This is a genomic window from Sorangium sp. So ce302, from assembly GCF_051530145.1.
Classification (GTDB): domain Bacteria; phylum Myxococcota_A; class Polyangia; order Polyangiales; family Polyangiaceae; genus Sorangium; species Sorangium cellulosum_B.
In genome coordinates this window covers 6,496,051-6,519,353 of the sequence record NZ_CP150326.1, presented here as the reverse complement: position 1 = coordinate 6,519,353, position 23,303 = coordinate 6,496,051, and the positions used below count along the sequence as shown (strand labels likewise).

The 23,303-nt window shown below is 70.9% G+C and carries 17 protein-coding genes and 1 pseudogene; 9 read left to right on the top strand and 9 right to left on the bottom strand.

Going from position 1 to position 23,303, the window contains the following annotated elements; all coding sequences use genetic code 11:
* Positions 1–103: 103 nt before the first annotated feature.
* Together WME73_RS24550 and WME73_RS24545 are read right to left on the bottom strand one after the other, a co-directional pair.
* Positions 104–2,656, bottom strand: a complete 2,553-nt coding sequence (locus WME73_RS24550) for a tetratricopeptide repeat protein (protein ID WP_437917251.1) — start codon at positions 2,654–2,656, stop codon at positions 104–106.
* A gap of 4 nt (positions 2,657–2,660) precedes the next feature.
* Positions 2,661–3,995, bottom strand: a complete 1,335-nt coding sequence (locus WME73_RS24545; protein WP_437917250.1) for a phosphorylase family protein — start codon at positions 3,993–3,995, stop codon at positions 2,661–2,663.
* Positions 3,996–4,075: 80 nt separating this feature from the next.
* Here WME73_RS24545 and WME73_RS24540 point away from each other — a divergent pair, with 80 nt between their 5' ends.
* Together WME73_RS24540 and WME73_RS24535 are read left to right on the top strand one after the other, a co-directional pair.
* On the top strand, positions 4,076–4,240 hold the full coding sequence (locus WME73_RS24540; protein WP_437917249.1) for a hypothetical protein: 165 nt from the start codon (positions 4,076–4,078) through the stop codon (positions 4,238–4,240).
* A 3-nt stretch (positions 4,241–4,243) separates the two neighbouring features.
* Positions 4,244–4,447 carry a hypothetical protein gene (locus tag WME73_RS24535; RefSeq protein WP_437917248.1) on the top strand — a complete coding sequence of 68 codons (204 nt, stop codon included), beginning with the start codon at positions 4,244–4,246 and terminating at the stop codon, positions 4,445–4,447.
* A gap of 142 nt (positions 4,448–4,589) precedes the next feature.
* On the opposite strand, the gene WME73_RS24530 is transcribed toward WME73_RS24535, so the two are convergent.
* From WME73_RS24530 to WME73_RS24515, 4 genes are all read right to left on the bottom strand, one after another.
* Positions 4,590–4,985 carry a type II toxin-antitoxin system VapC family toxin gene (locus WME73_RS24530; RefSeq protein ID WP_437917247.1) on the bottom strand — a complete coding sequence of 132 codons (396 nt, stop codon included), beginning with the start codon at positions 4,983–4,985 and terminating at the stop codon, positions 4,590–4,592.
* Entirely contained in the window at positions 4,982–5,212 is a 231-nt protein-coding gene (locus WME73_RS24525) for a hypothetical protein (RefSeq protein ID WP_437917246.1), read from the bottom strand. The genes WME73_RS24530 and WME73_RS24525 overlap by 4 nt, the downstream gene beginning before the upstream one ends.
* A gap of 64 nt (positions 5,213–5,276) precedes the next feature.
* Positions 5,277–6,113, bottom strand: coding sequence for an NAD(+) diphosphatase (gene nudC / locus WME73_RS24520; protein WP_437917245.1), 837 nt, complete (start codon positions 6,111–6,113; stop codon positions 5,277–5,279).
* 164 nt (positions 6,114–6,277) lie between these two features.
* Positions 6,278–8,941, bottom strand: coding sequence for an ATP-binding protein (locus tag WME73_RS24515; RefSeq protein ID WP_437917243.1), 2,664 nt, complete (start codon positions 8,939–8,941; stop codon positions 6,278–6,280).
* A gap of 245 nt (positions 8,942–9,186) precedes the next feature.
* Here WME73_RS24515 and WME73_RS24510 point away from each other — a divergent pair, with 245 nt between their 5' ends.
* The 4 genes from WME73_RS24510 to WME73_RS24495 all read left to right on the top strand — a co-directional run bounded on the left by WME73_RS24510 (position 9,187) and on the right by WME73_RS24495 (position 13,056).
* Entirely contained in the window at positions 9,187–9,405 is a 219-nt protein-coding gene (locus tag WME73_RS24510; RefSeq protein ID WP_437747799.1) for a hypothetical protein, read from the top strand.
* Positions 9,405–10,022 carry a nucleotidyl transferase AbiEii/AbiGii toxin family protein gene (locus WME73_RS24505; RefSeq protein WP_437747798.1) on the top strand — a complete coding sequence of 206 codons (618 nt, stop codon included), beginning with the start codon at positions 9,405–9,407 and terminating at the stop codon, positions 10,020–10,022. Before WME73_RS24510 ends, WME73_RS24505 begins: the two co-directional genes overlap by 1 nt.
* Positions 10,023–10,379: 357 nt before the next feature.
* Positions 10,380–12,668 carry a protein kinase domain-containing protein gene (locus WME73_RS24500; protein ID WP_437917242.1) on the top strand — a complete coding sequence of 763 codons (2,289 nt, stop codon included), beginning with the start codon at positions 10,380–10,382 and terminating at the stop codon, positions 12,666–12,668.
* A gap of 64 nt (positions 12,669–12,732) precedes the next feature.
* Positions 12,733–13,056, top strand: a complete 324-nt coding sequence (locus WME73_RS24495) for a hypothetical protein (RefSeq protein WP_012236999.1) — start codon at positions 12,733–12,735, stop codon at positions 13,054–13,056.
* A gap of 16 nt (positions 13,057–13,072) precedes the next feature.
* Here WME73_RS24495 and WME73_RS24490 read toward each other — a convergent pair whose 3' ends face one another.
* Entirely contained in the window at positions 13,073–13,399 is a 327-nt protein-coding gene (locus WME73_RS24490; protein ID WP_044968969.1) for a rhodanese-like domain-containing protein, read from the bottom strand.
* Positions 13,400–13,480: 81 nt separating this feature from the next.
* Positions 13,481–16,315, bottom strand: coding sequence for a PAS domain S-box protein (locus WME73_RS24485; RefSeq protein ID WP_437917240.1), 2,835 nt, complete (start codon positions 16,313–16,315; stop codon positions 13,481–13,483).
* Positions 16,316–16,721: 406 nt separating this feature from the next.
* On the opposite strand from WME73_RS24485, the gene WME73_RS24480 reads away from it, so the two are divergent.
* The 3 genes from WME73_RS24480 (at position 16,722) to WME73_RS24470 (ending at position 22,370) form a co-directional block, all read left to right on the top strand.
* Positions 16,722–19,301 carry a DEAD/DEAH box helicase gene (locus WME73_RS24480; RefSeq protein WP_437917239.1) on the top strand — a complete coding sequence of 860 codons (2,580 nt, stop codon included), beginning with the start codon at positions 16,722–16,724 and terminating at the stop codon, positions 19,299–19,301.
* A gap of 104 nt (positions 19,302–19,405) precedes the next feature.
* Positions 19,406–21,730, top strand: a complete 2,325-nt coding sequence (locus WME73_RS24475; RefSeq protein ID WP_437917238.1) for an alpha/beta fold hydrolase — start codon at positions 19,406–19,408, stop codon at positions 21,728–21,730.
* 94 nt (positions 21,731–21,824) lie between these two features.
* Complete coding sequence (locus WME73_RS24470; RefSeq protein WP_437747792.1) at positions 21,825–22,370, top strand: DUF892 family protein; 546 nt, start codon at positions 21,825–21,827, stop codon at positions 22,368–22,370.
* 172 nt (positions 22,371–22,542) lie between these two features.
* On the opposite strand, the pseudogene WME73_RS24465 reads toward WME73_RS24470, so the two are convergent.
* Positions 22,543–23,217 (bottom strand): annotated as a pseudogene (locus tag WME73_RS24465) (DNA alkylation repair protein); the annotation flags it as partial.
* Between the last annotated feature and the right edge of the window lie 86 nt (positions 23,218–23,303).

Sequence of the window (23,303 nt, the reverse complement as noted above, 5' to 3'; positions counted from 1 at the left end):
ATCCCTGCCCATTCACGTTCCCCCCCCCCACGGATCTTGGCCCTGTCGCCCGCCTTGACGTTCTCGATTCTGACCCAGTTCATTCGCAGCTGCGATGTTGAATTCAGTGGATCTCGATTCCCAGCCTGCCTCCTGGTGCGGCGATCTCGATCGGTTTCCCATCGCGACGCAGCGTGAGCTTGACGGAGCGTTTGGCGGAGGTGGCCTGGGTGAGCTCGATGAGATGCTGTGCGCCCCGGACCTTCGCGCCGTCGTAGGCGGTGATCCAGTCGCCTGCGGCGAGCCCTCCACAGCTATCGTTGGTGCAGCGGAGAACCACGACCCCGCTGCGGCTGCCGTCGGGAGCCCAACCGCTCCGCTGTGCCAGGGCGAGGGCGAGGTTGTTGTGCACGGTGCGCGTGGAAGGATGGGCATTTCCGAGCCGTGCCACGAAGACCTCGAGGGCGCGGTGGAAGTGGTCGATGGCGGCCGCGTAGTCGCCCTGCTCCCCGAGCGCTCTGCCGATGTTGCTGAGGTCGATGGCGGTGGAGGGATGATCCTTGCCGAGCGCCTTTTCGTCGATGGCCAGGGCGCGGCGGTAGTGCTCGATGGCAGCAGCGTAGTCGCCCTGTTGCCGGAGCGCTTCGCCGATGTTGTTGAGGATGGCTGCGACAGTGGGATGATCCTTGCCGAGCGCCTTTTCGTCGATGGCGAGGGCGCGGCGGTAGTGCCGGATGGCGGCGGTGTAGTTGCCCTGTGCCTCGAGCGCGCTGCCGACGTTGTTGAGGATGGCTGCGACGGAGGGATGATCCTTGCCGAGCGCCTTTTCGTCGATGGTCAAGGCGCGGCGGTAGTGCTGGATGGCGGCCGTGTAGTTGCCCTGTGCCTCGAGCACGCTGCCGATGTTGTTGAGGTCTCTGGCGGTGGAGGGATGATCCTTGCCGAGCGCCTTTTCGTCGATGGTCAAGGCGCGGCGGTAGTGTTCGATGGCAGCCGCGTAGTCGCCCTGTTCCTGGAGCGCGAGGCCGATGTTGTTGAGGTCTCTGGCGGTGGAGGGATGATCCTTGCCGAGCGCCTTTTCGTCGATGGTCAAGGCGCGGCGGAAGTGCTCGATGGCAGCCGCGTAGCCCCCCTGTGCGTTGAGCATGCTGCCGATGTTGTTGAGGATGGCTGCGACGGAGGGATGATCCTTGCCGAGCGCCTTTTCGTCGATGGTCAAGGCGCGGCGGAAGTGCTCGATGGCAGCCGCGTAGTCGCCCTGTTCCTGGAGCGCGCTGCCGATGTTGTTGAGGCGAACGGCGACGAGAGGATGTTCCTTACCGAGCGCCTTTTCGTCGATGGCGAGGGCGCGGCGGAAGTGGTCGATGGCGGCCGCGTAGTCGCCCTGTGCGTGGCGCGCGCTGCCGATGTTGTTGAGGTTACCGGCGACGGAGGGATGTTCCTTACCGAGCGCCTTTTCGTCGATGGCGAGGGCGCGGTGGAAGTGCTCGATGGCGGCCGCGTAGTCGCCCTGTGCGTGGAGCGCGCTGCCGATGTTGTTGAGGTTACCGGCGACGGAGGGATGTTCCTTACCGAGCGCGTTTTCGTCGATGGCGAGGGCGCGGCGGAAGTGCTCGATGGCGGCCGCGTAGTCGCCCTGTGCGTGGAGCGCGCTGCCGATGTTGTTGAGGATAGTTGCGACGGTGGGATATTCCTTGCCGAGGGCATTTTCGTGGATGGCGAGGGCGCGGCGGAAGTGCTCGATGGCAGCCGCGTAGTCGCCCTGTGCCTCGAGCGCGCTGCCGATGTTGTTGAGCAACGCCCCATTCATCTGAGGGTTCCTGTCGCCCACGCGCCTCAATGCACGCTGGCTGAACTCAATCGACTTCTTGAAGTCGGGCAGGTGCAGATAGGCCATGCCCAGACAGAAGTCCAGCGTCTCGACGTTCCGCTCATGGGCCAGGGCATCCTGTTCCGAGCGCTGAAAGAAGCGCACCGCAAGCCAGTAGTTCTCGCGCTCGTAGAAGTGCAGCCCCAGCGCGAACTGGACCAACCCGAAGGGTTTCGTCGATTGCATCCTCGGCAGATCGAGCTCCGCGAGGCTCGTCAGGTCATGGCGGTCGCTGGCGCGGAGGTCGCGGTCCGACCGCGAGAGCGTGGCGCTCGGGGAGACGGAGTAAGGCTTCGGAGCGTGCACCTCGGTGTTGCCAATGTTGATGACCGCGTTATCGCCCGTTCTCACATCCGACACCTGGACGTTGCTCCGGTTGTCCACGACGACGGTCGACTGCGGGTTGCTGTACGCCTTTCCCCAGAGCACGACATCCGCATCGAGCGCGTCGGCGATGCGTCGCGCCTGCTCGTGGCTTCCGACGAAGCACCGCAGCCGCTCGATCTCCAGCGCCGACTCGGGCACCTCGATATCGAAGTTCTGCGGGTCGCGGAGCGTCTCCTCCTTGAATCGCCTGAGCTCGTCGCCGATCTGATGGGCGACGGTTTCTCCGAGGTCGCGCTCTGCGGAGCGGCTGGAGAAGAAGTCGGCGACCAGGATGTGGGTCGCGTCGGACCGCTTGAACGGGCTCGCGCCCACGGCGTCGCCGCAGTGCCCGCCAGGGTGGACCACCGGGGTCTCGGCCGGAGGGGCAGGCGCCCCACAGCCCGCCAAGAGGATCCCCAGACCGACGCAGAGTCTCCGCATGGGTTTACCTGTTCTTCACATTGCCGACGTTGATCTCGCAGTTGTCGCCGCAGGTGACACCGTTCACATCGGTATCGCTCGATCCCTGCCCGTCCACATTCCCCCCACGGATTTTGGCGCCATCGCCCGCCTTGATGTTCTTGAGCGTGACGCGCGTGGCGGCGCCCGACGCCTCGGTCCGCGGCGCCGCCGAGCCCGCGGCGGCTGCTGTCGCCGTGGCCGGAGGCGCCAGGGTTGCAGGGGACAGTCTCGCGGGCGTGGTGGCCGGCGCTGCCCCAACGGCGGCCGGCGCCGTGGAGCTGGCCGGGGCCGGCGCTACCGGCGGGATCGGTGGGATGCCCGCTGGCTCGTTCGCGTCAGGAACGGCCACGCTCTCCCCGCCGCCCGAGCGCACGCAGTTCCAGCCCGCGAACCCGCCGCCCGCAAGCGCCAGCGCCATGCCGAGCGCCGCCGCGGAGCGGCCCCATCCCCCGGGCTTCGCCGGTAGGTCCAGCCCGTGCGCCAGGAAATCCGCCAGCACGGCCGCCGCTGCACACGCCGCGAGGTTGTGGAAGCGATCGTCCTTGAAGGTATCGCCGAAATCCGAGATCCCCCGGATCACCAGCCAGGGTACGCCGCCGCGGCGGCACGCCCCCACGAGCCCAGCGGCCTCCATCTCGCCGGCCTCCACCTTCCCGTGCTGCTCCTTCCGCACGCAGAGGAGCTTCGACGGATCCCGCAGCAGCTTCTCCCCGCTTGCGATCGTCGCCGCCCGCACGGCGAGGGCCGTGACCACATGCTCCCGGAACAGCTCCTCCTGTCCTGGCAGCGGGGCAGGCAGCTCTCCATGGATCTTGGCGAAGACCGCCTGAAGTCGCGCCGGATCCGGCCGATAGCTCACCACGTCCTGGTTCATCGCATGCGGCAGCCGATCGATCTCCGGACGCCGTTCCTCCCGCGGCGCGCCGTCCGGCCCGACGACCGCCGCCGCCGGCTCATAGGCGACGACGCGATCCGACAGCACCACGTCCCCGATCTTCAGCTTGCCCCGGATGCCGGCCGCGATGCCCACGAGCAGCACGGCCGCCGGCTTGCACCAGGCGACGAGGTCCCGCGTCGCCGCCGCCGCATCGTAGTTGCCGGCCGCGCCGATGCACGACAGCACAACCCGGTAGTCGCGCCGCGCGCGCGCCGAGCGCACCGCGCCGCGGTAGTAGATCGTCCCCGCCTCGTCCTTGTCGTAGGCGTCAGGTCCAAACCCGAGTGCATCGAGCGCGGCGAAGAGCTCGGGTTGAATCACCGTGAGCACCGCGACGTCTGCGGGCGCTCCATGAACCGCGGGCGACGACGACCAGATCATCGGGTGTCCTCCACTGATGCCGCTGTTGCGGATCGTACACGACGACATGACCCCACCACCAGGATGCCGCGATGCCTTGAATGGAGACGCTCCTGGAGTCGCTGTTCGGTGTGGTCACGGACGGCGTCGACGGGCTCCGGCTAGACAAGCAGGCGCTGCCGCGGCGTATGGAAGCGGCGCGGCGTCTGAGGGACGATCCCGCGGGCAGCTACAGGGCCGAGCGGCTCGGCGCCACGCTATACTGAGCCATGGAAGCGTACCGCCACGAGGTCACCGTCCAGCCGGACGGAACTCTCACGATCGAGGGGGTGCCGCTCGACCCCGGGACGAGCGTGGAGGTCATCGTGCTCGTCAAGGAGCGGCCGCAGTCTTCGACGTACACGCTGCAGGGAACGCCATACCGGTTCGATGACCCGTTTTCTCCGGCGGTGCATCTCGCGGATGCGCGCTAGGTGCGGGCTGACGTTGATGCTTCGCTGGCGCATGCCGAAGCTCTCGCTCGGAGCCGCTACCGAGCGGATGCACGAGCCATGTCGACGCCCGTCGCCTCGCCGACCTCGTGCGTGATGCACGTGAGCTGTCGGCATCCCTGGTTCATGAATCCCAGCGAACGCGGACGCCGGGATAGCGGGAGACGAGCTCATCCTTGCTCACCAGCTCGGCGTTGTGATCCATGGCCGTGGCGATGATCACCCGGTCGATCGGATCGCGGTGCACATCGGGCAGAGCTGCCGACCTGGCCGCGATCAGCGGCGTCAGGGGGAGCAGGACGAGGCCCGCCTGATCGATCGCCTTCGTGAAGAAGTCCTCAATGGAGACCGGGAGCACGACGCGCCCCTTCTTCGCAAGCCAGGCGACCTCCAGGCAGGAGACCGAGGCGATGCCAACCGGACCAGGCTCGTGCTCGATGAGCGCCTTCGTCTTCGAAGGAAGAGCGTCGGCGGTGCCTTGGATCCACCAGAGCCAGGTGTGCGTGTCGAGGACGATCACGCGTCGTTCACGCCCCAGTCCGGCTCATCGATGGCTGGGGTGACCACGTCTCCCAGGATCTGGAGCCCAGAGAGCTCCGCAGGGGGCCGGCGCACCGCGGTCGGCGCCGGAGGCGGTTCTTCGAGGACCAGAAAGATCGCCTCGACTCGCGTGCGAGGAGGGAGGACCGGCATTTCCTTCAGCCGACCTTGCTCATCGGTCTCGAGGAGCACTCGGTGCGCCTGCATGCCTGGATGCTAGCACTGCCGCGCGGGGGCGCCGATCCTCGGTGCCACTGCGCCGGCGCCGCCACTACCGCGCCGGCCGCGCGAGCCAGGCCTCGATGAGCTTCCGGGCGATGCTGAGCGGCGGCGGCAAGAGCGGCAGCGCGTCGCGGTGGAACCAGCGCGCGTCCTCGAGCTCGCGCGTGTCGACGCGGAGCTCGCCGCCGGCGTAGCGCGCGGTGAAGCCGATCATGATCTGGTGGGGGAAGGGCCACGGCTGGCTGCCGAAATAGACGATGTCGGCGACGTCGACGCCCGTCTCCTCGTGGACCTCGCGCGCGACGCACGTCTCCAGCGTCTCGCCCGGCTCGACGAACCCGGCGACGAGGCCGTACATGCCCGCAGGGAACCGCGCCTGGCGCGTCATCAGGACGCGCGGGCCGTCCTCGACGAGCACGATCGTCGCCGGCGTGATCCGGGGGAAGTAGTTGCTCGCGCAGCGGACGCAGCGCTTGACGCGCTCGTCCTGCCCGGTCTCGAGCGCGGCGCCGCACGCCGCGCAGTACTGGTGCGCCTTGTCCCAGTGCTGCACCTGGTACGCCGTGCCCGCGATCTCGAACAGCTCCGGATCGATGCGCCCGTGGAGGCGCCGCAGCGAGACGTAGGCATACCCCGCCGGCGCCGGCGCGCCCTGCGCGAGCTCGGCGGAGCGGCAGGCGCGGCCGTCGAGCTCGCCGAGCGGCTGCGCGCGCGTGACCGAGACGCCGAGATCGGCGAGATCGGCCGCGATCGGGAGGTCGAAGCGATCGCCGCCGTCGCTGGGCGCGCGGACGAGGAGGTCGTCGCCGTGGAACGCGAACCACGCGATCTCGGCGGGGGCCGAGCTCGGACGGCCGAGCCCGGCGCGGAAGCGGGAGGACGGCATGGCGTTATCTGGGGCAGAGCCGCGCGGGCTCCCCGTCGAGGCGTCGCTCAGGTGCGCCGATCGGCTGCATGCGGGGAGCCTAGCGCCTCGATGGAGGCAGCGATACCGCGACGTCGCGGGGGGAGGAGGTATGGGCATCGCGTCGCGGCTCAAGCGCCGCGGGCTCACGCGGGGCCGGCGAGCGTCGCGGCCCAGGCGAGCGCCACGAACGCGACCTCGACGTCGTTCTTCTTGGGGACGAGGCGCTTCGTCTCGATGCCCTCGCCGGCGCGGAGGGGGAGCTGCTCCAGCGCCGCGAGCTCGGCGGCTTGCGCGGCGTGGAGGTCGCGGAGCGCGGCGTCCGCCTCGGTCCACTCCTGCCGCGCGCGCTCGAGCTTCGCGGCGGCCTTGTCGCGCTGGGTCCCGGCGCGCCGGGCGGTGTCCCGGCCGGCGACGAGCCCGAGGAGCGCGGCGCCCACCGCGCCGGGGAGCGCGGCCACCTCGGCCTCGGCCTGGCCGTACCGCGCCTTCGCGGCGGCGATGCGCTCGCCGAGGCGCGCGATCTTGGGCGCGAACCGGCCGACGACCTGCTGCTGCTCGGCGGTGGCGAGCCGGGCCGCGGCGGCGCGGCAGCGGGCGGCGAACGCCTCGAGGGGCTCGCCGTCGTCCTGCGCGAGCCCGAGCTCCTTGTGGACGGCCACCGAGGCCTCGGTCGTGCGGTAGGCGTGCTCCCGGAGCGCGCGCGCCGCGGCCTGCGCGGTGGCGCGCTTCGCGAGCGGGGCGGGCAGCTCGGCGAAGCGGGCGCCCGCGGCGGGCGATGTGGCGAGCAGCGAGGCGTCGAGCCGGGAGACGCGCGAGAGATCCGGCTTGCCGTCGGGCAGGAGCGGGGCGGCGAGGAGCTGGCTCCGGTTGAGGGCGACGCCGAGCTTCGTGTCGCGCAGGTGGGCGATCACGGAGGCAGCAACCCAGGGGATGTAACGGAAGCCCTCCGGCGCGGCGGCGGGGGCGTGCGCGTAGAGGCTCCGCCATCCCTCGGGCGCTGGCGGGGGCGCCGTCGCTGCCGGGGGCGGCGGTGCCGGCGCGCGGGCGCCGGCGTCCGCACGAGCAGCCGCGCTGCGCCGCGCGGGCTGCGGGGCGGCGGGCGTGTGGCGCGGGTCGAGGACGACCGTCCCACCCGGGCCCACGGGCGCGCGCCGGGCGGGGCTCGCTGGATCGGGCGAAGCGTGCCTCGGATCGGGAGATGCACGCCTGGGATCGAGAGAATCGGCTCTTGAATCTGGATGTACAGACCTTGAATCGAGAGAATCTGCTCTTGGATCTGGATGTACAGACCTGAAATCGAGAGAATCTGCTCTGGAATCTGGATGTACAGACCTGGAATCGAGAGAAGCGCGTGTCGGATCGGGCGCGGGCGGGGGAGGGGAGATGCTCCGGACGAGGCGGCCGATCTCGCGCCGGGTGACCGGGCCACGCAGCCACGACAGGCTGAACCGCGTCTCGGCGAGGAACGACGGCGGCTGCATGTGGACGTCGCGCACGAAGAACGTGCGCGGGGGGAGCGCCTTCAGCGTGGCCGAGAGGGCCGCGGCCCCGACGCCGCCGGCGCCGCCGTCCGCGCCCGAGAGCCCCTCGACGACGCGCTCGCGGTCGGCGTCGGTCTGGAGCCGGCCCACGAACCACGCGCCGGCGTTCGAGAGCGCCTTGTAGTCGAGGTCCATCGGGTTCTGCGTGGCGAGGACGACGCCGACCCCGAAGGCGCGCGCCTGCTTCAGCAGCGCGAGCAGCGGCCGCTTCGTGGGCGGGTTCGCCGGGTGCGGGGGCAAGAAGCCGAAGACCTCGTCGAAGACCACGAGGGCGCGCAGGTCGCTCGTGCCCGAGAGGCCGCGCACCCACGAGAGCAGCTGATCGAACAGCAGCCCGAGGACGAGGAGCCGCTCGTCGTCGTCGAGGTGCGCGACGCTGACGATCACCGCCGGGGTCTTGGCGCCGCCGCTGCCGCTGCCAACCTGCGGCGCGAGCCACGACGCGACGTCGAGCGGCGCGCCCTTGCGCCAGGTGGCGAACGTGGGCGAGGCGAGCAGGGTGTTGAGCTCGCGGGCGAGCGCCTGGCGCTCCTTGGGGGCGAAGAACTCGTCGACGCCGAGGGCGCCCACGGCGGCGATCGGCGGATCGGCCAGGTCCGCGAGCAGCTCCTCGAGCCCCGCGGCCCGCCGCGCGCGCAGCCGCCGCTCGGCGAGGTGCGCGAGCAGCACGTGCTCGCGGCTCCGGGCCGGATCCGGGTCGCGGCCGACGAGCCGGAGCAGGAGCGACAGCGAGGCCGAGAGCGCCTCGCGGGCGGCCTCCTCGTCCTCGTCCCAGAGCGGGGAGGGGGTCTCGAGCGCCGACAGCACGTGGACCGGCTCGCCCGCCGTGGTGCCCGGCGTCAGCAGGCGCGGGGCCATGCGGGCGCGGAGCGCGGCGACGTCGCCCGACCCGAGCCCCGATGAGGCGAGGCCGTCGCGCCAGCGCGCCGCGAGCCCCTCGGCGACGTCGGCCGTGGAGCGGCCGTCGCGCGCGGCCGCCGAGGGGTCGATCCACGGCTCGAACTCGGCCGCGGAGAGCTCCGGGAACGTGAAGAGCAGGTTGGGCAGGTCGCCCTTCACGTCGACCATGAGCACCGGGACGCCCGAGCGCAGCGCCTCCTCGACGAGGACCATGACGAGCCCGGTCTTGCCGCTGCCGGTCATGCCGACGACCACGCCGTGGGTCACGAGGTGGTGCGCCGGGAGCTCGAACGGGCGCGCGCCGGCGGCGCCGGGATCGCCCGAGAGCGGGCGGGAGCGGCCCAGGGTGAAGGGGCGGGTCGGCATGAGGGCGGGCTCGTGCCATGGCGAGAGGGCTGTCGCAATGCTGCTGGGGGCGGGGGGCGCGCGGTGACGCTTGGCGAGCGTGCAGGGCAGGGGGTCTCCGGATCCATGAGGCACACGGCTCTACAACGTCGGGAGAAACGGGAGCGTGCCGTCACGGCGTGCGTGGGCGGAGCCAGCGCGCGGCGAATCGGGGTAGAGATCGACGATCTGACGTGGAGCATGCCACCAGGTGGTAAGATCTACAGATGAACGCGGACGACATCCGGGCCTACAAGAAGCGCTGGGAGATGGTGGCCGAGGTCGAGCAGGAAGAGCTCGAAGCGATGTCTCCGGCCAAGAAGTTCTGCGACCTCGCGATGCTCATGGGAGTGGCCCGGGGACTCGGTGGCTCGATCGATGCGGACAAGGAGGTGGAGCAGGTGCGCCGGCGCTGGAACCTGCTCGCGGAGCGCCTGGGCGTCTGATGAGCCGCTCGCTGGCGGAGCTCGAGGACGCGGTACGCGCGCTCCTCGCGTGGTCGGAGGCGTCCAGCGTCCCCATGCTGGTCATCGGCGGAGTCGCGGTGTCGATCCTGAGTAAGCCGCGCACGACGAGAGATGTGGATGTCGTCGCGTGGCTTCCGAACCACGACGAGTGGCCCCTCTTCCTGGCCGATGGGGAGCGGCATGGAATCGTTCCCCGCATCCCAGATGCGCTGGGGTTCGCCCTCAACTCCCGCGTCCTTCTGCTTCGACATGACCGAACCGGTGTTCCCATCGACCTCTCGATGGGGGCCTTGCCGTTCGAGGAGAACGCGGTTCGTCGCGCAGTCCCGACGGATCTAGGCGGTTTGCGCGTTCCGCTTCCAGTGCCTGAGGATCTCCTCGTCATGAAGGCTGTAGCCCATCGCTCGCGCGACATGGTGGACATCGAATCCATCCTGAGCGCGCATGCTGATGTTGACGAGAAGTGGGTTGTCTCGACGGTTCGTGAGTTTGCCGAGGCGCTGGACGCGCCGGAGCTCGTGACCGATCTCGTGAAGTTGCTCAGCCAGCGGACTCCGATGAAGGTCAAGAAGAAGACTCGTCCTCGCAAGCGATGATGTGTGGCGGGAACTCGATGTAGGGGTGTCCCGGAGTCCGCCGTGGCACGGGTGACGGTGCGCCTGCTCTAGCTCGACCACCCGCGCCGGCGCGCGGAGCAACGGTTGTTGGTCGCGGCAGGGCCGCTCCCAGTGCCGCGGTAGCTGTCAGGGGCGAGCGCGGGGGGCGTGAGGGCGTCTGCGCCTCGCGAGCCGCGCGTGGCCGATGGCGCCCACCATGGGAGTGATGGAAGGTGCGCGGCCCGCCTACGGCGACCCTCGCGACAGCGTTCCGCTGCCCCCGCATCCGGTCGCCCCCACCCCCGACGCCCCGCATCTTCGCGTCAAAAAAAGCGGGAGCGCGGCTATAGTGTGCCCATGGAGGTCGGGCCATCGGAACCGGATGCCCCCGCGTCAACGGCGGGCATCCCAGCGATAGGCGAGGTCTTCGCGCAGAAATACCGCCTCGAGCGCAGCCTCGGCCGGGGCGCCATGGGCGCCATCTTCGCCGCCGAGCATGTCTCGCTGCGCCAGCGCGTGGCCGTCAAGTTCCTCCTCCCCCGCGCGATGACGCTGCCCGGCGCGATCGCCCGCTTCCTGCGCGAGGCGCGCGCCGCGGCGGCGATCCGCAGCGAGCACGTCGCCCGCGTCATCGACGTCGGCACGGGCGATCTCGGCGTCCCCTACCTCGTCATGGAGTACCTGCGCGGCCGCGATCTCCAGCGGGAGATCGAGGCGCGCGGCCCCTTGCCCGTGTCCGAGGCGGCCGATTACGTGATCCAGGGCTGCGAGGCCATCGCGGAGGCGCACGCGCGCGGCATCGTCCACCGGGACCTCAAGCCGGGGAACCTCTTCCTCACGACCGGCGCGACCGGCGCGCCCATCGTCAAGGTGCTCGATTTCGGCCTCTCCAAGTCGGCCGCCGCCGAGGACGACGGCAAGCTCACGGCGTCGGAGATGATGCTCGGCTCCCCCTGCTACATGTCGCCCGAGCAGGTGCGGTGCTCGAAAGACGTCGACGCGCGCACCGACATCTGGTCGCTCGGCGTCATCCTCTACCAGCTCCTGACGGCACGGTTTCCCTTCGAGGTGTCCAGGATCTCGGCGCTCTTCGTCGCCATCGCCACGCAGGCGCCCACGCCGCCGCGGGTGCACCGGATGGATCTGCCGGCCCGGCTCGAGGACATCATCCTGCGCTGCCTCGAGAAAGAGCCGGAGCTGCGCGTCCAGACCGTGGCGGATCTGGCGCGAGAGATCGCGCCGTTCGGCTCGGTGCACTCCGCCCGCGCCCTGGCGCAGATCGAGGCGATCGCCCGGGGCAAGGCCTTTCCGTCGTCTCGGCCCCTCGGGCCCTCGGGCGACGGCGTCGCGAGCACGCTCCCCGCCGCGGCCAACGACGGCCCGGGCGCGTCGTCGACCCTGCCGGACGCCGACAAGCGAGCGGGAGCCGGGGCAGGTCCCTGCTCGACGGCGCTCTCGCCCGGCGGCGACCACGTGACCACCCTGCCCAGCCAGGGCGCCGCGGCGGCGACCTCGGCCAGCGCCGACGCCGCCCCGTCCAGCGAGCGTCGCACGCTCCCCCTCGTGGCCGTCGCGGAGCGGCCCACGCTGGTGCTGGCGCGGAGCAGCGGCCCCACGACCCCGGCGCAGGACAGCAGGCCCACGCTGAAGATGGTGCGGAACGACCGGTCCTCGCACGGGGGGAGCTCCGAGGACGGCCCCACGCTGACGATGCCCCGGAGCGACGGCCTCGCGCTGAAGATGGCGCAAGGCAGCGGTTCCGTGCTGGCGACAGCGCAGGGCGGCGGTGCCGCGCTGAAGATGGCGCAGGACATCGGCCCCGCGCCGGCGACAGCGCAGGACAGCGGCGCCGCGCTGAAGACGGCGCAGGACAGCGGCATCGCGCTGAAGACGGCTCCCGAGGAGGGCCCCACGCTGACGATGGCGCGCGAGGAAGGCCCCACGCTGACGATGGCGCGCGAGGAAGGCCCCACGCTGACGATGGTGGGCGAAGAAGGCCCCACGCTGACGATGGCGCGCGACGACTCCCCCACGCTGACGATGGCGCGCAAGCGGGGGGCGCCGCCGCAGCAGCTCGGCGCGGGCAAGCGGGCGGTGCCGCTGACCCAGCCGGACGGGAAGGAGATCGCCTGGAGCCCGCGCGAAGGGACCGAACGCCGCCGCGATCGGTGGCGCTCCCGCGCGTTCCGTTGGCGCCGCAACGCGGGCGCGTGGATCGTGGCCGCCGCAACTCTCCTCGCCGCGGTAGCGTTCGGCGCGGCGCGCTGGACAGCGAGCTCGAGCGCGCCGGTGGCCGCCAGGTCGCCGGCGGGCCAGGACGCGCCGATGACCCTCGCGAGCACGGCCGGCCCTGCGCCGTTCGGCACGCCCGCGCCCTCCGGCGTCGCGCCGGCCCCGGAAGCGCCCTCGCAACCCGCGGATCCGGCCGGGGCCGACTCGCCCTCCGCGGTCGACGCTGCCGCCACGACGCCCGACCCCGCGGCGGTCCCCGAACACCGCCGGCAGGGGGGCCGGCCTCCGAAGGTGCGGCGGCCCGGCACCCTCGCGCCCTCGCGCTCGAGCACCGTCTCGCCAGAGCGCGACGTGTACGGCGGAGGCGCCGAGGACGTGTACGAGGGCCTGGAGACGATCCGCGACAAGCGGTAGACCCGGCCTCGCGCTCCCCGCGCGGGCGGCGTCTCCGCGCCGGCGGGCCGCAGGGACAGGCATCATGGCGAAGAAGAAGCTCTCGGCCCGCGCCGCCCGGCGCGAAGGCGATCGCACGTCGGCGAAGCTCACCCGCGATATCGAGCGGCTCGCGCTGCTCGAGCCGGGCCACACCCCCGGGCGCGCCATCCCCCTCGACGCGGCCTCGCAGGTCGAGGTGGCCGCCCGGTCGATCCCGTGCCCGCGCTGCCGCGGCGCCTTCCGCGTGGAAGACCACACGGCCGAGACGCTCGACGGCGTCCGCCTCCGCGTCGCGAAGGTCGCCTGCAGCGCGTGCGGCGCAGGCCGATCGCTCTACTTCCGGCTCGGCGCCGCCTCGCTCAACTGAGCTCGTCGATGGGGGATCAGTACCTCGGGACGCTCTCGTCGATGTGGATCGACCACGCGTCGATGCCGCCCTGGAGCGAGGCGACGCGCTCGTGGCCGAGCTTCTCGAGGAGGGCGGCGGCCGAGAGGCTCCGGACGCCGTGGTGGCAGTAGGCGACGACCAGCGCGCCCTCGCCGGGCGCGACCTCGTCGGCCCGCTCGACGAGCTCGTTCAGCGGGATCAGCGTGCTGCCCGGCAGCGCGGCGATCTCGTGCTCGCCGGGCGTGCGCACGTCGAGGAGGTACACGGGCTCGCCCGCCTTCAGCTTCAGAAAGAGGTCTTTCACGGAAATCTGTTGGACCATGGCCGTGCTCGCCATCCCGCCGTGGATGGCGCCGTAAAGGCTTCTACCTAATCCAGGGAGCTCCCCCGGAGCAACCGCCGCTCATTGGCTCGTCCGATCGGTCGGAGCCGTCGGGTTCGTCAGATTCGTCAGATTCGCCCGATCCTTGGCCAGCGCCGCGATCACCCCGACGAGCTCGGCCGGATCCAGGGGCTTGGCGACGTGCGCCTGGTACCCGGCGCCGAGCGCCCGCGCCTTGTCCTCGGCCCGCGCCAGCGCGCTGAGCGCGACGGCCGGCGTCGCCCCGCCGCGCGCCTCGCCGAGGCCCCGCACCCTGCGGATGAGCTGGAAGCCGTCCTCGCCAGGCATCCCGAGGTCGCTGACGAGGACGTCGGGCCGATCCTGCGAAAGGATGGCCAGCGCCTCGGCGGCGGACCCCGCCGTCGTGACCGTCGCCTCGCACTCCTCCAGCACGCGCTGGGCGACCTCGCGCGCGTCGGGCTGGTCGTCGACCACCAGCACCCGCATGCCGGCGAGCGACGCGCCCGGGTAGTCGGCCAGCGCCTCGGCGTACGCCTCGCTGGGGCGCTCCGCCGCGTCGGGCGCCTCCTGCGAGACGCCGGCGAGCGGCAGCGTCACGGTGAAGGTCGCGCCCAGATGCTCGCCCTCGCTCGCGACCTCCACGGTGCCGCCGTGCAGCTCGACCAGGTGCTTGACGATCGACAGCCCGATGCCGAGCCCGCCGTGCTTCCTCGTCGAGGACGCGTCCGCCTGCCGGAAGCGCTCGAACAGGTGGGGGAGGAACTGCGGGGCGATGCCCATCCCGGTGTCGGTCACCGACAGCGCGGCGTGCGCGCCCGCGCGCCGCAGCGCGACGTCGATCCGCCCGCCCGGGGGCGTGAACTTCACGGCGTTCGACAGGAGGTTCCACACGACCTGGTGGATCCGCGCCGGATCCCCCCTCAGGGAGCTCGCCTCGGGGTCGAGGCTCGAGGCGACCGCGATCCCCTTGGTCTCGGCCGCGAGCTGGATCGCCTCGAGCGCGCTCCGGATGACCGTCGGCAGGTCGACCGGCTGCACGTCGAGCCGCAGCTTCCCCGAGACGATCCGGCTCATGTCGAGCAGCTCGGACACCATGTCGGCCTGGAGCCGCGCGTTGCGCTCGATGACCTCGAGCCCCCGCGCGAGCGTCTGCGCCTCGGGCGCCCGGCCCCGGAGGATGCGCGCCCAGCCGAGGATGGCGCTGATGGGCGAGCGCAGCTCGTGCGAGAGCGTCGCGACGAAGTCGTCCTTGACCCGGCTCACCCGCTCCGCCTCGTCGCGCGCGGCGCGCTCGCTCTCGAGCAGCTTCTGGCGCTCTTCCTCGGCCAGCCGCTCCGCGGTGACGTCCTCGGTGATCCCCATGAACGAGTCCACGGTGCCCTCGGGCCCGAGCTCGGGGATGATCCGGGCGCGGAACCGCCGCCCGCCGAGGCTGAACTCCATCCGCTGTGGTCTCGCCGTCGCGAGCGCCTCGCGGCACGCGGCCTCGCTCACCTCGATCACCTCGGCCGGGAGCCCGTTCTCGCGAGGCGTCCTGCCGATGTAATGCTCCGGCGGGAACCCCATCACCGTCCCCGAGGTGGGCGACATGAAGGTGCAGCGCAGGCCGAGGTCCAGGCGGTAGATCACGTCGGGCGAGTTCGCCATCAGCGACGCGAGCTCCCGCTCGCGCGCGCGGAGCTCGTCCTCCAGGCGCCCGCGCTCGGCGATGACCCGCTGCGCCTCGTCGAGCGCCGCAAGGAGCCGGCCCTCGCTCTCGCGCAGCGCCTCCTCCGTGCGCTTGAGCCGGCTGACGTCGAGACAGATGCCGACCCAGGCGGTGATCTCGCCTCGCTCGTCGCGGACCGGGACGCCCCGGTTGAGGACGGGGTGGACGGCGCCGTCAGGGCTGACGTAGCGGAGCTCCTCCTCGAACGGCTCACCCCGCCGCACGCACTCCTCGAAGATCGCGACCTTCTGCCGGTCGTCCGGGTGCAGCGTCTCGATCCACCCGTGACCCGAGCATTGCTCCTGCTTTATCCCGGCCATCTGGAGGAACGCGTGGCTGCTGTAGATGTTCTGTCCTGCCGCGTCGCTGACCCAGAGGCCATAGTCGATGGATTCCCCGATGGCGCGGAAGACCTGCTCGCACCGCTGGACCGCCGCCTCCGTCTGCCGGAGCGCCGTCATGTCGAGCACGATCGCGAAGCCGGCCTCCTTGTACCGCTCACCGGGCAGCAGACAGCCGCTCACCAGCATCCTGAGGCGCGTGCCGTCGCGCAGCACATAGGTCCTCTCGAAGGGCGTGAACGTCCACCGGCTCGCCCGCAGCTCCGCCAGGGCGCGGTCGCCGGCGGCGCGATCCTCCGGCGACATGTCGGCATCCCAGCGGACCAGGCCGGCCGCGACCTCTTCCCGCGTGTGGCCCACGAGCTTCAGATAGGCGTCGTTCGCCTCGATGATGCGTCCGTCATGCGTCCAGAAGGCCATCGGGGCCAGGTTGCTGTGGAAGATGTTCCGCAGCTTGGCCTCGCTCTCCGCCAGCGCCTGCTCCGCGGCGAGCGCCCGCTCCTCCGCGCTCCTCGGCTCGGTGATGTCCTCGACGAACACCACCGCGCGATACGGCCTCTGCCGGACGTCACGGACGAAGACGCCGGTCACGTGGAGCGAGCGGACGCCGCCGTCCTTGCAGCGGCAGCTCATCTCGAAGGTGAGCTCCTCCTCGTCGGCCTCGAGGAGCGAGCGCCACGCGGCCAGCGAGCCCGCGCGGTCTTCCGGCAGCGCGAGATCCGATAGCTTCTTCTGGAGCAGCTCGCCCTCCGAGTAGCCCAGCAGCAGGCAAAGCGAGCTGCTGACGCGAAGGATCCTCCCGCTCGACGCGTCGATCCGCGCGGTCCCCCTGCTGGGCGCTCGCATCGCCCAGGCTGGCTGTCCGGCCGTTTCCCCCATCCGCCGCTCGCCCTGATCCTCCATGCACCCGCCCGCTCGGCCGTGTGTGCATGGCGTTCCCCCTGCTGTTTCGTCCGGCCACGCTATCACGATCGCGTGACGTTGCGGGCGGCATGGTGCCTCGATCGCCACCGTCCTCTGCTCGTCCGGCTTGCCTGGGCGGAGCCTGCTGCGTCCGCTCCGCCTCTTCCGTCTGCCGTGTCGGTTGCGCCAGCGCGACAGCGGTGTCGGTTGCGCCTGCCGCGCCGGTCCCGCTCCGATCGCGCGTCGCAGGCGATCCGGCCTGGACATGGAGGAGTTTGCTTGCATTCTCGCTGAAACCAGGCTTCTGCATGGTGTGCCCGCGCCCATGGGCGCGCGCCCGACAGCCACCATGGATCAAGCCGCCGCTCCGCTCCTCGCTCGCCTCCCGCCGTCGCCTCACGACTTCACGGCCGACGACCTCCTGAACGGCTTCCTCGACTACGTCGCCGAGCGGGGGCTCGAGCTCTACCCGGCGCAGGAGGAGGCCATCCTCGAGATCTTCGGCGGCAAGAACGTGATCCTCAACACGCCGACCGGCTCGGGCAAGTCGCTCGTCGCGGCCGCCATGCACTTCAAGGCGCTCGCCGAGGGGATGAAGTCGTACTACACGTGCCCGATCAAGGCGCTCGTCAGCGAGAAGTTCTTCTCGCTCTGCAACGACTTCGGCCCCGAGAACGTGGGCATGTTGACGGGCGACGCGGCCGTGAACCGCGACGCGCCGATCATCTGCTGCACCGCGGAGATCCTCGCGAACATCGCGCTCCGCGAGGGCGAGAAGGCGCTCTGCGACTACGTGATCATGGACGAGTTCCACTACTACTCGGATCGCGATCGCGGCGCGGCCTGGCAGATCCCGCTGCTCACGCTGCCACAGGCGAGGTTCTTGCTCATGAGCGCCACGCTCGGAGGCACCGAGTTCTTCCAGGAGGAGCTCACGCGCCTGACGGGCGAGCAGACTGCCGTGATCAAGTCGACCGTGCGCCCGGTGCCGCTCGACTTCGAGTACCGTGAGACGCCGCTCCACGAGACCGTCGCGACGCTCGTGAAGAGCGGCAAGGCGCCGATCTACATCGTGAGCTTCACGCAGCGGGGCTGCGCCGAGGAGGCGCAGAACCTGATGAGCCAGGACTACTGCACCAAGGAGGAGAAGCGGGCGATCACCGCCGCCCTCGCGGGCGCAGGGCCGGGGTCCGCGTTCGGGGGCCCCTTCAAGTTCTCGAGCCCTTACGGCCGCGAGGTGCAGCGCTTCGTCAGGCACGGGATCGGGCTCCACCACGCGGGGCTCCTGCCGAAATACCGGCTGCTCGTCGAGAAGCTGGCCCAGCAGGGGCACCTCAAGATCATCTGCGGCACGGACACGCTCGGCGTCGGCGTCAACATCCCGATCCGCACGGTGCTGTTCACGAAGCTCTGCAAGTTCGACGGCGAGAAGACGGCCATCCTGAGCGTGCGTGACTTCCAGCAGATCAGCGGCCGGGCCGGCCGGAAGGGGTTCGACAACCAGGGGAGCGTCGTCGCCCAGGCGCCGGAGCACGTCATCGAGAACATGAGGCTCGACGCGAAGGCGGGGAACGACCCGGCCAAGCGGCGGAAGATCGTCAGGAAGAAGCCGCCGGAGAAGGGCTATGTGCACTGGGACCGGCAGACGTTCGAGAAGCTGATCCAGTCGCCGCCCGAGCCGCTCGTGTCCCGGTTCCAGGTCACGCACGGCATGCTCGTCAACGTGCTCGGGCGCGAGGAGGGCGGCTGTCTGGCGCTGAAGCGGCTCATCCGCAGCACCCACGATCGGCCGGCGGTCCGGCGCCAGCACGGCAGGACGGCGATGCTCCTCTTCCGCTCGCTCGTGGAGGCGCGCATCATCGAGTTCGTCCCCAGGGAAGACGGGCCGGGCAAGCGCATCCGCATCAACGCCGATCTCCAGGAAGACTTCTCGCTGAACCACGCCCTCTCGCTCTACGTCCTCGAGACGGTGGGCAAGCTGGATCCCGACAGCGGCACCTATCCGCTCGATCTCTTGACGCTCGTCGAGTCGATCCTCGAGAATCCCGACCTCATCCTGCAGAAGCAGCTCGATCGGCTGAAGACCGAGAAGCTCGCGGAGCTGAAGGCGGCGGGCGTGGAGTACGAGCAGCGGATGGAGGAGCTCGAGAAGCTCGATTATCCGAGGCCGAACCGCGAGTTCATCTACGGGACCTTCAACGACTTCGCGCGGCGGCACCCCTGGGTGGGGCAGGAGAACATCCGTCCGAAGGGCGTCGCGCGCGAGATGTACGAGCAATACCTGTCGTTCGGCGAGTACATCCGGGAGTACAACCTGGAGCGGGCGGAGGGGCTGCTCCTCAGGTACGTCTCCGAGGTGTACAAGGCGCTCGTCCAGACGGTGCCCGAGTACGCGAAGGACAGCGACACCATCGACATGATCGCCTATTTCCGGGCGCTCATCCGCGGCGTGGACTCGAGCCTGCTCGACGAGTGGGAGCGGCTGCGCGACCCGTCGTTCCAGCCGCGCGCGGCGGCCCCGGGCGGCGCCGTGGAGCAGGCCGCGTTCGACGTCACGCGGAACGTCAAGGAGTTCACGGTGCTCGTGAGGAACGAGCTCTTCTTCTTCCTGCGCGCGCTGGCCCGCCGCGACTACGAGGTCGCCGCCGAGATGGTGGAGGGGGAGGAGGCGCCCTGGACGGCGGAGCGGCTGGACGAGGCGCTCCGAGGCTATTACGCGGAGCACGCAGCGATTCGCACCGATCCGGCGGCCCGGAGCCCGAGCAACACGATCATCCACCCCGCCGAGGACGGCGGCTCCTGGGGGGTCCAGCAGATCATCGCCGATCCGGAGGACCACAACGACTGGATGCTCGACTGCAAGGTGGATATCGATCGCTCGCGCGAGGCGGGGCGGCCGGTCATCGTGCTCCGGCGCATCGCGAGCTGATCGGCCTCCATGGCGTGCGATGGAGATCGAGTGCTGAGGCGCTGAGAGCGCGAGATGGTAGCCGGCGTTTGACATCCCCCGCCGCGTCGAGCGAAATCGCGGCCATGCGAACTCCGCCGCGCTCCGCAATCTGGGGGTTGCTCCCCCTCCTCCTGGCCGCCTGCGCCTCACCCACCGGCTCGTCCCCGCCGAGGGCCGCCCCGCCCGCCAAGGCCGCCCCGGCCGGGGCCGCCGCGGCGGTGAAGCAGGCCGCCTCGCCGGACAAGGCGCGCATCGCCGGGCCGGAGGCGAGCCGGATCACGTACGCCCACCTCGGCCGGCAACCGCCGCTCGGAGCGCGGCTGCCCAGGGCGATCCAGTACGCGCCCGGCGGCAAGCTGATCACCTACCTCCAGCGGCAGGCGGACCGGCCGGAGCAGTCTCTCTTCGCCTTTGACACGGCGTCACGCGAGACACGGCAGCTCGTCGCCTCGGGCGACCTGCTGAAGGACGCGAAGCCGCTGTCCCGCGAGGAGGAGCTCCGCCGCGAGCGACAGCGCATGTTCTCCAGGGGGATCACGGCCTATTCGTGGGCGAAGCGGGCAGAGGTCCTGCTCATCCCCTTCGGCGGCGACCTCTTCGCGCGCGACGTGCGCGACCCGAGAGGGGCGATCGCGCGGCTCACCGACACGCCCGAGCCGGAGATCGATCCGAAGGTGTGCGACGGCGGCGAGCGGGTGGTGTTCGTCCGCGGGCGCGAGCTCTTCATGATCGACGTCGCCTCGCGCCGCGAGACGGCGCTGACCCGGGGGGCGCCCGAGGGGGTCTCGCGCGGCCTGAGCGACTTCAACGGTCAGGAGGAGTTCGATGAGCCGAGCGGCTTCTGGATCTCCCCCGGCTGCGACCGGGTGGCTTACCTGGAGGTCGACGAGCGAGAGGTCGAGAAGGTGCCAGTCCTCGGCTTCCGCGACGGCAAGGAAGATCTCATGATGGCGCGTTACCCGCGCGTCGGCGGCAAGAACCCCCGCGTCAGGGCGGGCATCCTCGATCTCGCCACCAGGAAGACGACCTGGCTCACGTGGAAGGGCGGCGATGGCGAAGACGAGCGCTACCTCGGCCGGTTCGCCTGGGCGGAAGACGGCAAGGCGCTCTGGTTCCAGACCCTCTCGCGCGACCAGAAGCGCCTCTCGCTCCTCCGCGCGAGGCAGCGCTCGGGCGAGGCCGCCGAGGTCGTCGTCGAGACCTCGCCGACGTGGGTGGACTTCGCCGACATGCGGCTCCTCGAGCGCTCGCCGAGGTTCCTCTGGTCGACCGCCGAGGGCGGCCACCGCCACCTCGCGCTGCGGGACGCCGGCTCGGGCGCCGAGCTCGCGAGGCTCACCGCGGGCGACTGGGACATCACCTCGCTCCTTCCGCCGGACGAGGAGCGCGGCCTCGCGCGCTTCGTGGCGACGAAGGACGGCCCGACCGAGCGCCACCTCTACACCGTGCCGCTCGCGGGCGGCGAGGTGAAGCGGCTCACGTCCGACCCGGGGATGCACCAGATCACCGTGGATCCGAGGGGGCCGGGGTACGTCGAGCTCCACGCGGCCCTGGATCGCCCGTGGAAAGGGGCGGTGAGGGGCGCGGACAACGCCGAGGTCGGCGCGCTGCCGGCGCCCGTGGACCGCGAGCTCGCGGAGCTCGAGCTGCGCGCCCCCGAGATCGTCGAGGTGCGCGCCGCGAGCGGCGACACGCTCTACGGCGCGCTGCTCGCGCCGCGGGGGATCGAGCCCGGCCGCCGCTATCCGGTCGTGGTGAGCGTGTACGGGGGGCCCGGCGTCCAGACGGTCTTCAACTCGTGGTCTCCGTGGCTCCTCTGGAATCACCTCGCGGACCGCGGGGTGGTTGTGTTTCAGCTCGACAACCGCGGCTCGGCGAACCGCGGGCGCGCGTTCGAGTCCGCCATCTACGGGCGCCTCGGCGAGGTCGAGCTCGCCGACCAGATCGCGGGCCTCGATTTCCTGAAGACGCTGCCTTACGTCGACGCGGGCCGCGTCGGGATCTACGGCCACAGCTACGGCGGCAGGATGGCGCTGGAGGCGCTCCTCATGGCGCCGGACCGCTTCCACGTGGGCGTCGCGGGATCACCGGTGAGCGACGATCGGCTCTACGACACGGGCTACACGGAGCGGTACATGGGTCTCCTCGACAAGGAGGCCGCGCGGTACGAGGCGACCGATCTCACGAAGCGCGCGGGCAACCTGCGCGGCAAGCTGCTCCTCATGCATGGGCTCATGGATGAGAACGTGCACTTTGCGCACACGGCGAAGATGATCGAGGCGCTGATGGGAGCGGACAAGCGGTTCGACACCCTCGTGTTCCCGGGCGAGCGGCACGGCTACCGGTCGCCGGCCGCGAGCCATTACGCGAACCGCGCCATCGTCGAGTACCTGACAGAGCACCTCTGATCGCTGCGCGCCGCGCCCGGCCGGCGCTCTGCCCGCCTCGCAGGCGCGGCGCGCGGCGGCCTGCGAATCGCATGCGCCCCGGTCGGAGGCATTGATGAAGAAGCTTGCACAGATGAACAGGGACAAGGCCATCGACCTGCTCAGCGAGCGGCTGACCTTCGAGCGCGCAGGTGTCAAGCTGTACGACTCCATCGTGGAGAAGATCGGCCGCGCGGCCGATCCCCTCCTGATGACCCGGCTTGGTCAGCTCAAGGAGCACCGGGACCAGGAAAAGGAGCACGAGGAGTGGCTCGAGGCGCAGATCCGCGCGCTGGGCGGGGACGCGCACGCCGAGACGGACATGTCGCGGCTCGTCACGGTCGAGTCGCGGGGCATCGAGCAGATCGTGCTCGACGGGGACATGAACCCGACCCACCTCTTCCACGCGCTGCTCACCGCGGAGCTCGTCGACAACTCCGGCTGGCAGCTGCTGCTCGAGCTCGCCGACGAGGCGGACGACACCGAGGCGAGGCAGGCGTTCCGGCGCCGCCTGCACGAGGAAGAAGATCACCTGATCTTCACGCGCAAGGTCGTCGAGCGGCTCACCCGCAAGGAGCTGCTCGGGTCGCCAGGCGAGCTGTTCACGACGTCGCACCCGTGATCCAGTGCCGGACGGCGCGTGTGGCGGAACCAGCGGGCTAGGCTCGCTTCGCGGCGGCGGCCTTGGCGGGCTTCGCGGCGGCCTTGGCGGGCTTCGCAGCGGCCTTGGCGGGCTTCGCGGCGGCCTTGGCGGGCTTCGCAGCGGCCTTGGCGGGCTTCGCAGTGGCGGCCGGCTTCGCCGGCTTTCTGGCCCAGATATTCTCGATGTAGGCGGTCGCGTCGGGCGTCTTGCAGCTCGTCTCGCCGTGGTCGATCTCGACCTTGCCGATGCGCCGCGCCGCCGTGAGCGCCATGCCGCGCAGCGGCTCGTTCCGCGCGCCGATGCTGATGAGCGCGTTGTTCATCCCCTCGCGGACGCGGTTCCTGGCCCGGTGGATCGACGCCTCGATCGTCGATAGCCGCTCCTCGAACACGCTGTCGGGCAGCGACGGGTCCTCGGTCGCGAGCAGGCCGAGGAGCGTCCAGCCCGCGCGGCCGAGCCACTCGTCCTTCGACGCGGTCCAGCGCGCCATCGCGTCCCGGGCGAACGGGGTCTTCAGCGCGACGCGCTTCATGAGCAGGTCGATGAGCACCGGAGAGCGCAGGCCGTCGAGCCACGCCTCGAGCTTGTCCCAGGTGAAGCGCTCCGGATCGGCGATCGCCACCGCCAGCGTCCTCGCGTCGGCGTTGCCCGTCGCCCAGAGCGCCTCGGCGAGCTCGTGGTCGCGCTTGATCCGCTTCTCCAGCGCGTTCATGTGGGCGAAGCTCACGCCGAAGAGCGGATCGGTCATCCCGTGGCGCCGGTACACCTTGCGGTTCTGCTCGGTGCCGAGCCGCTCCAGCTCGCTCATCACCTCGGCGAGATCCATGGGCCACACCTAGCCCTTCTGGCCATCGTGCGCCATGGCGCGCTCGCGCCGCCGCGCCCTCTGCGGCGCCGCGGTCTCGGTCCGCT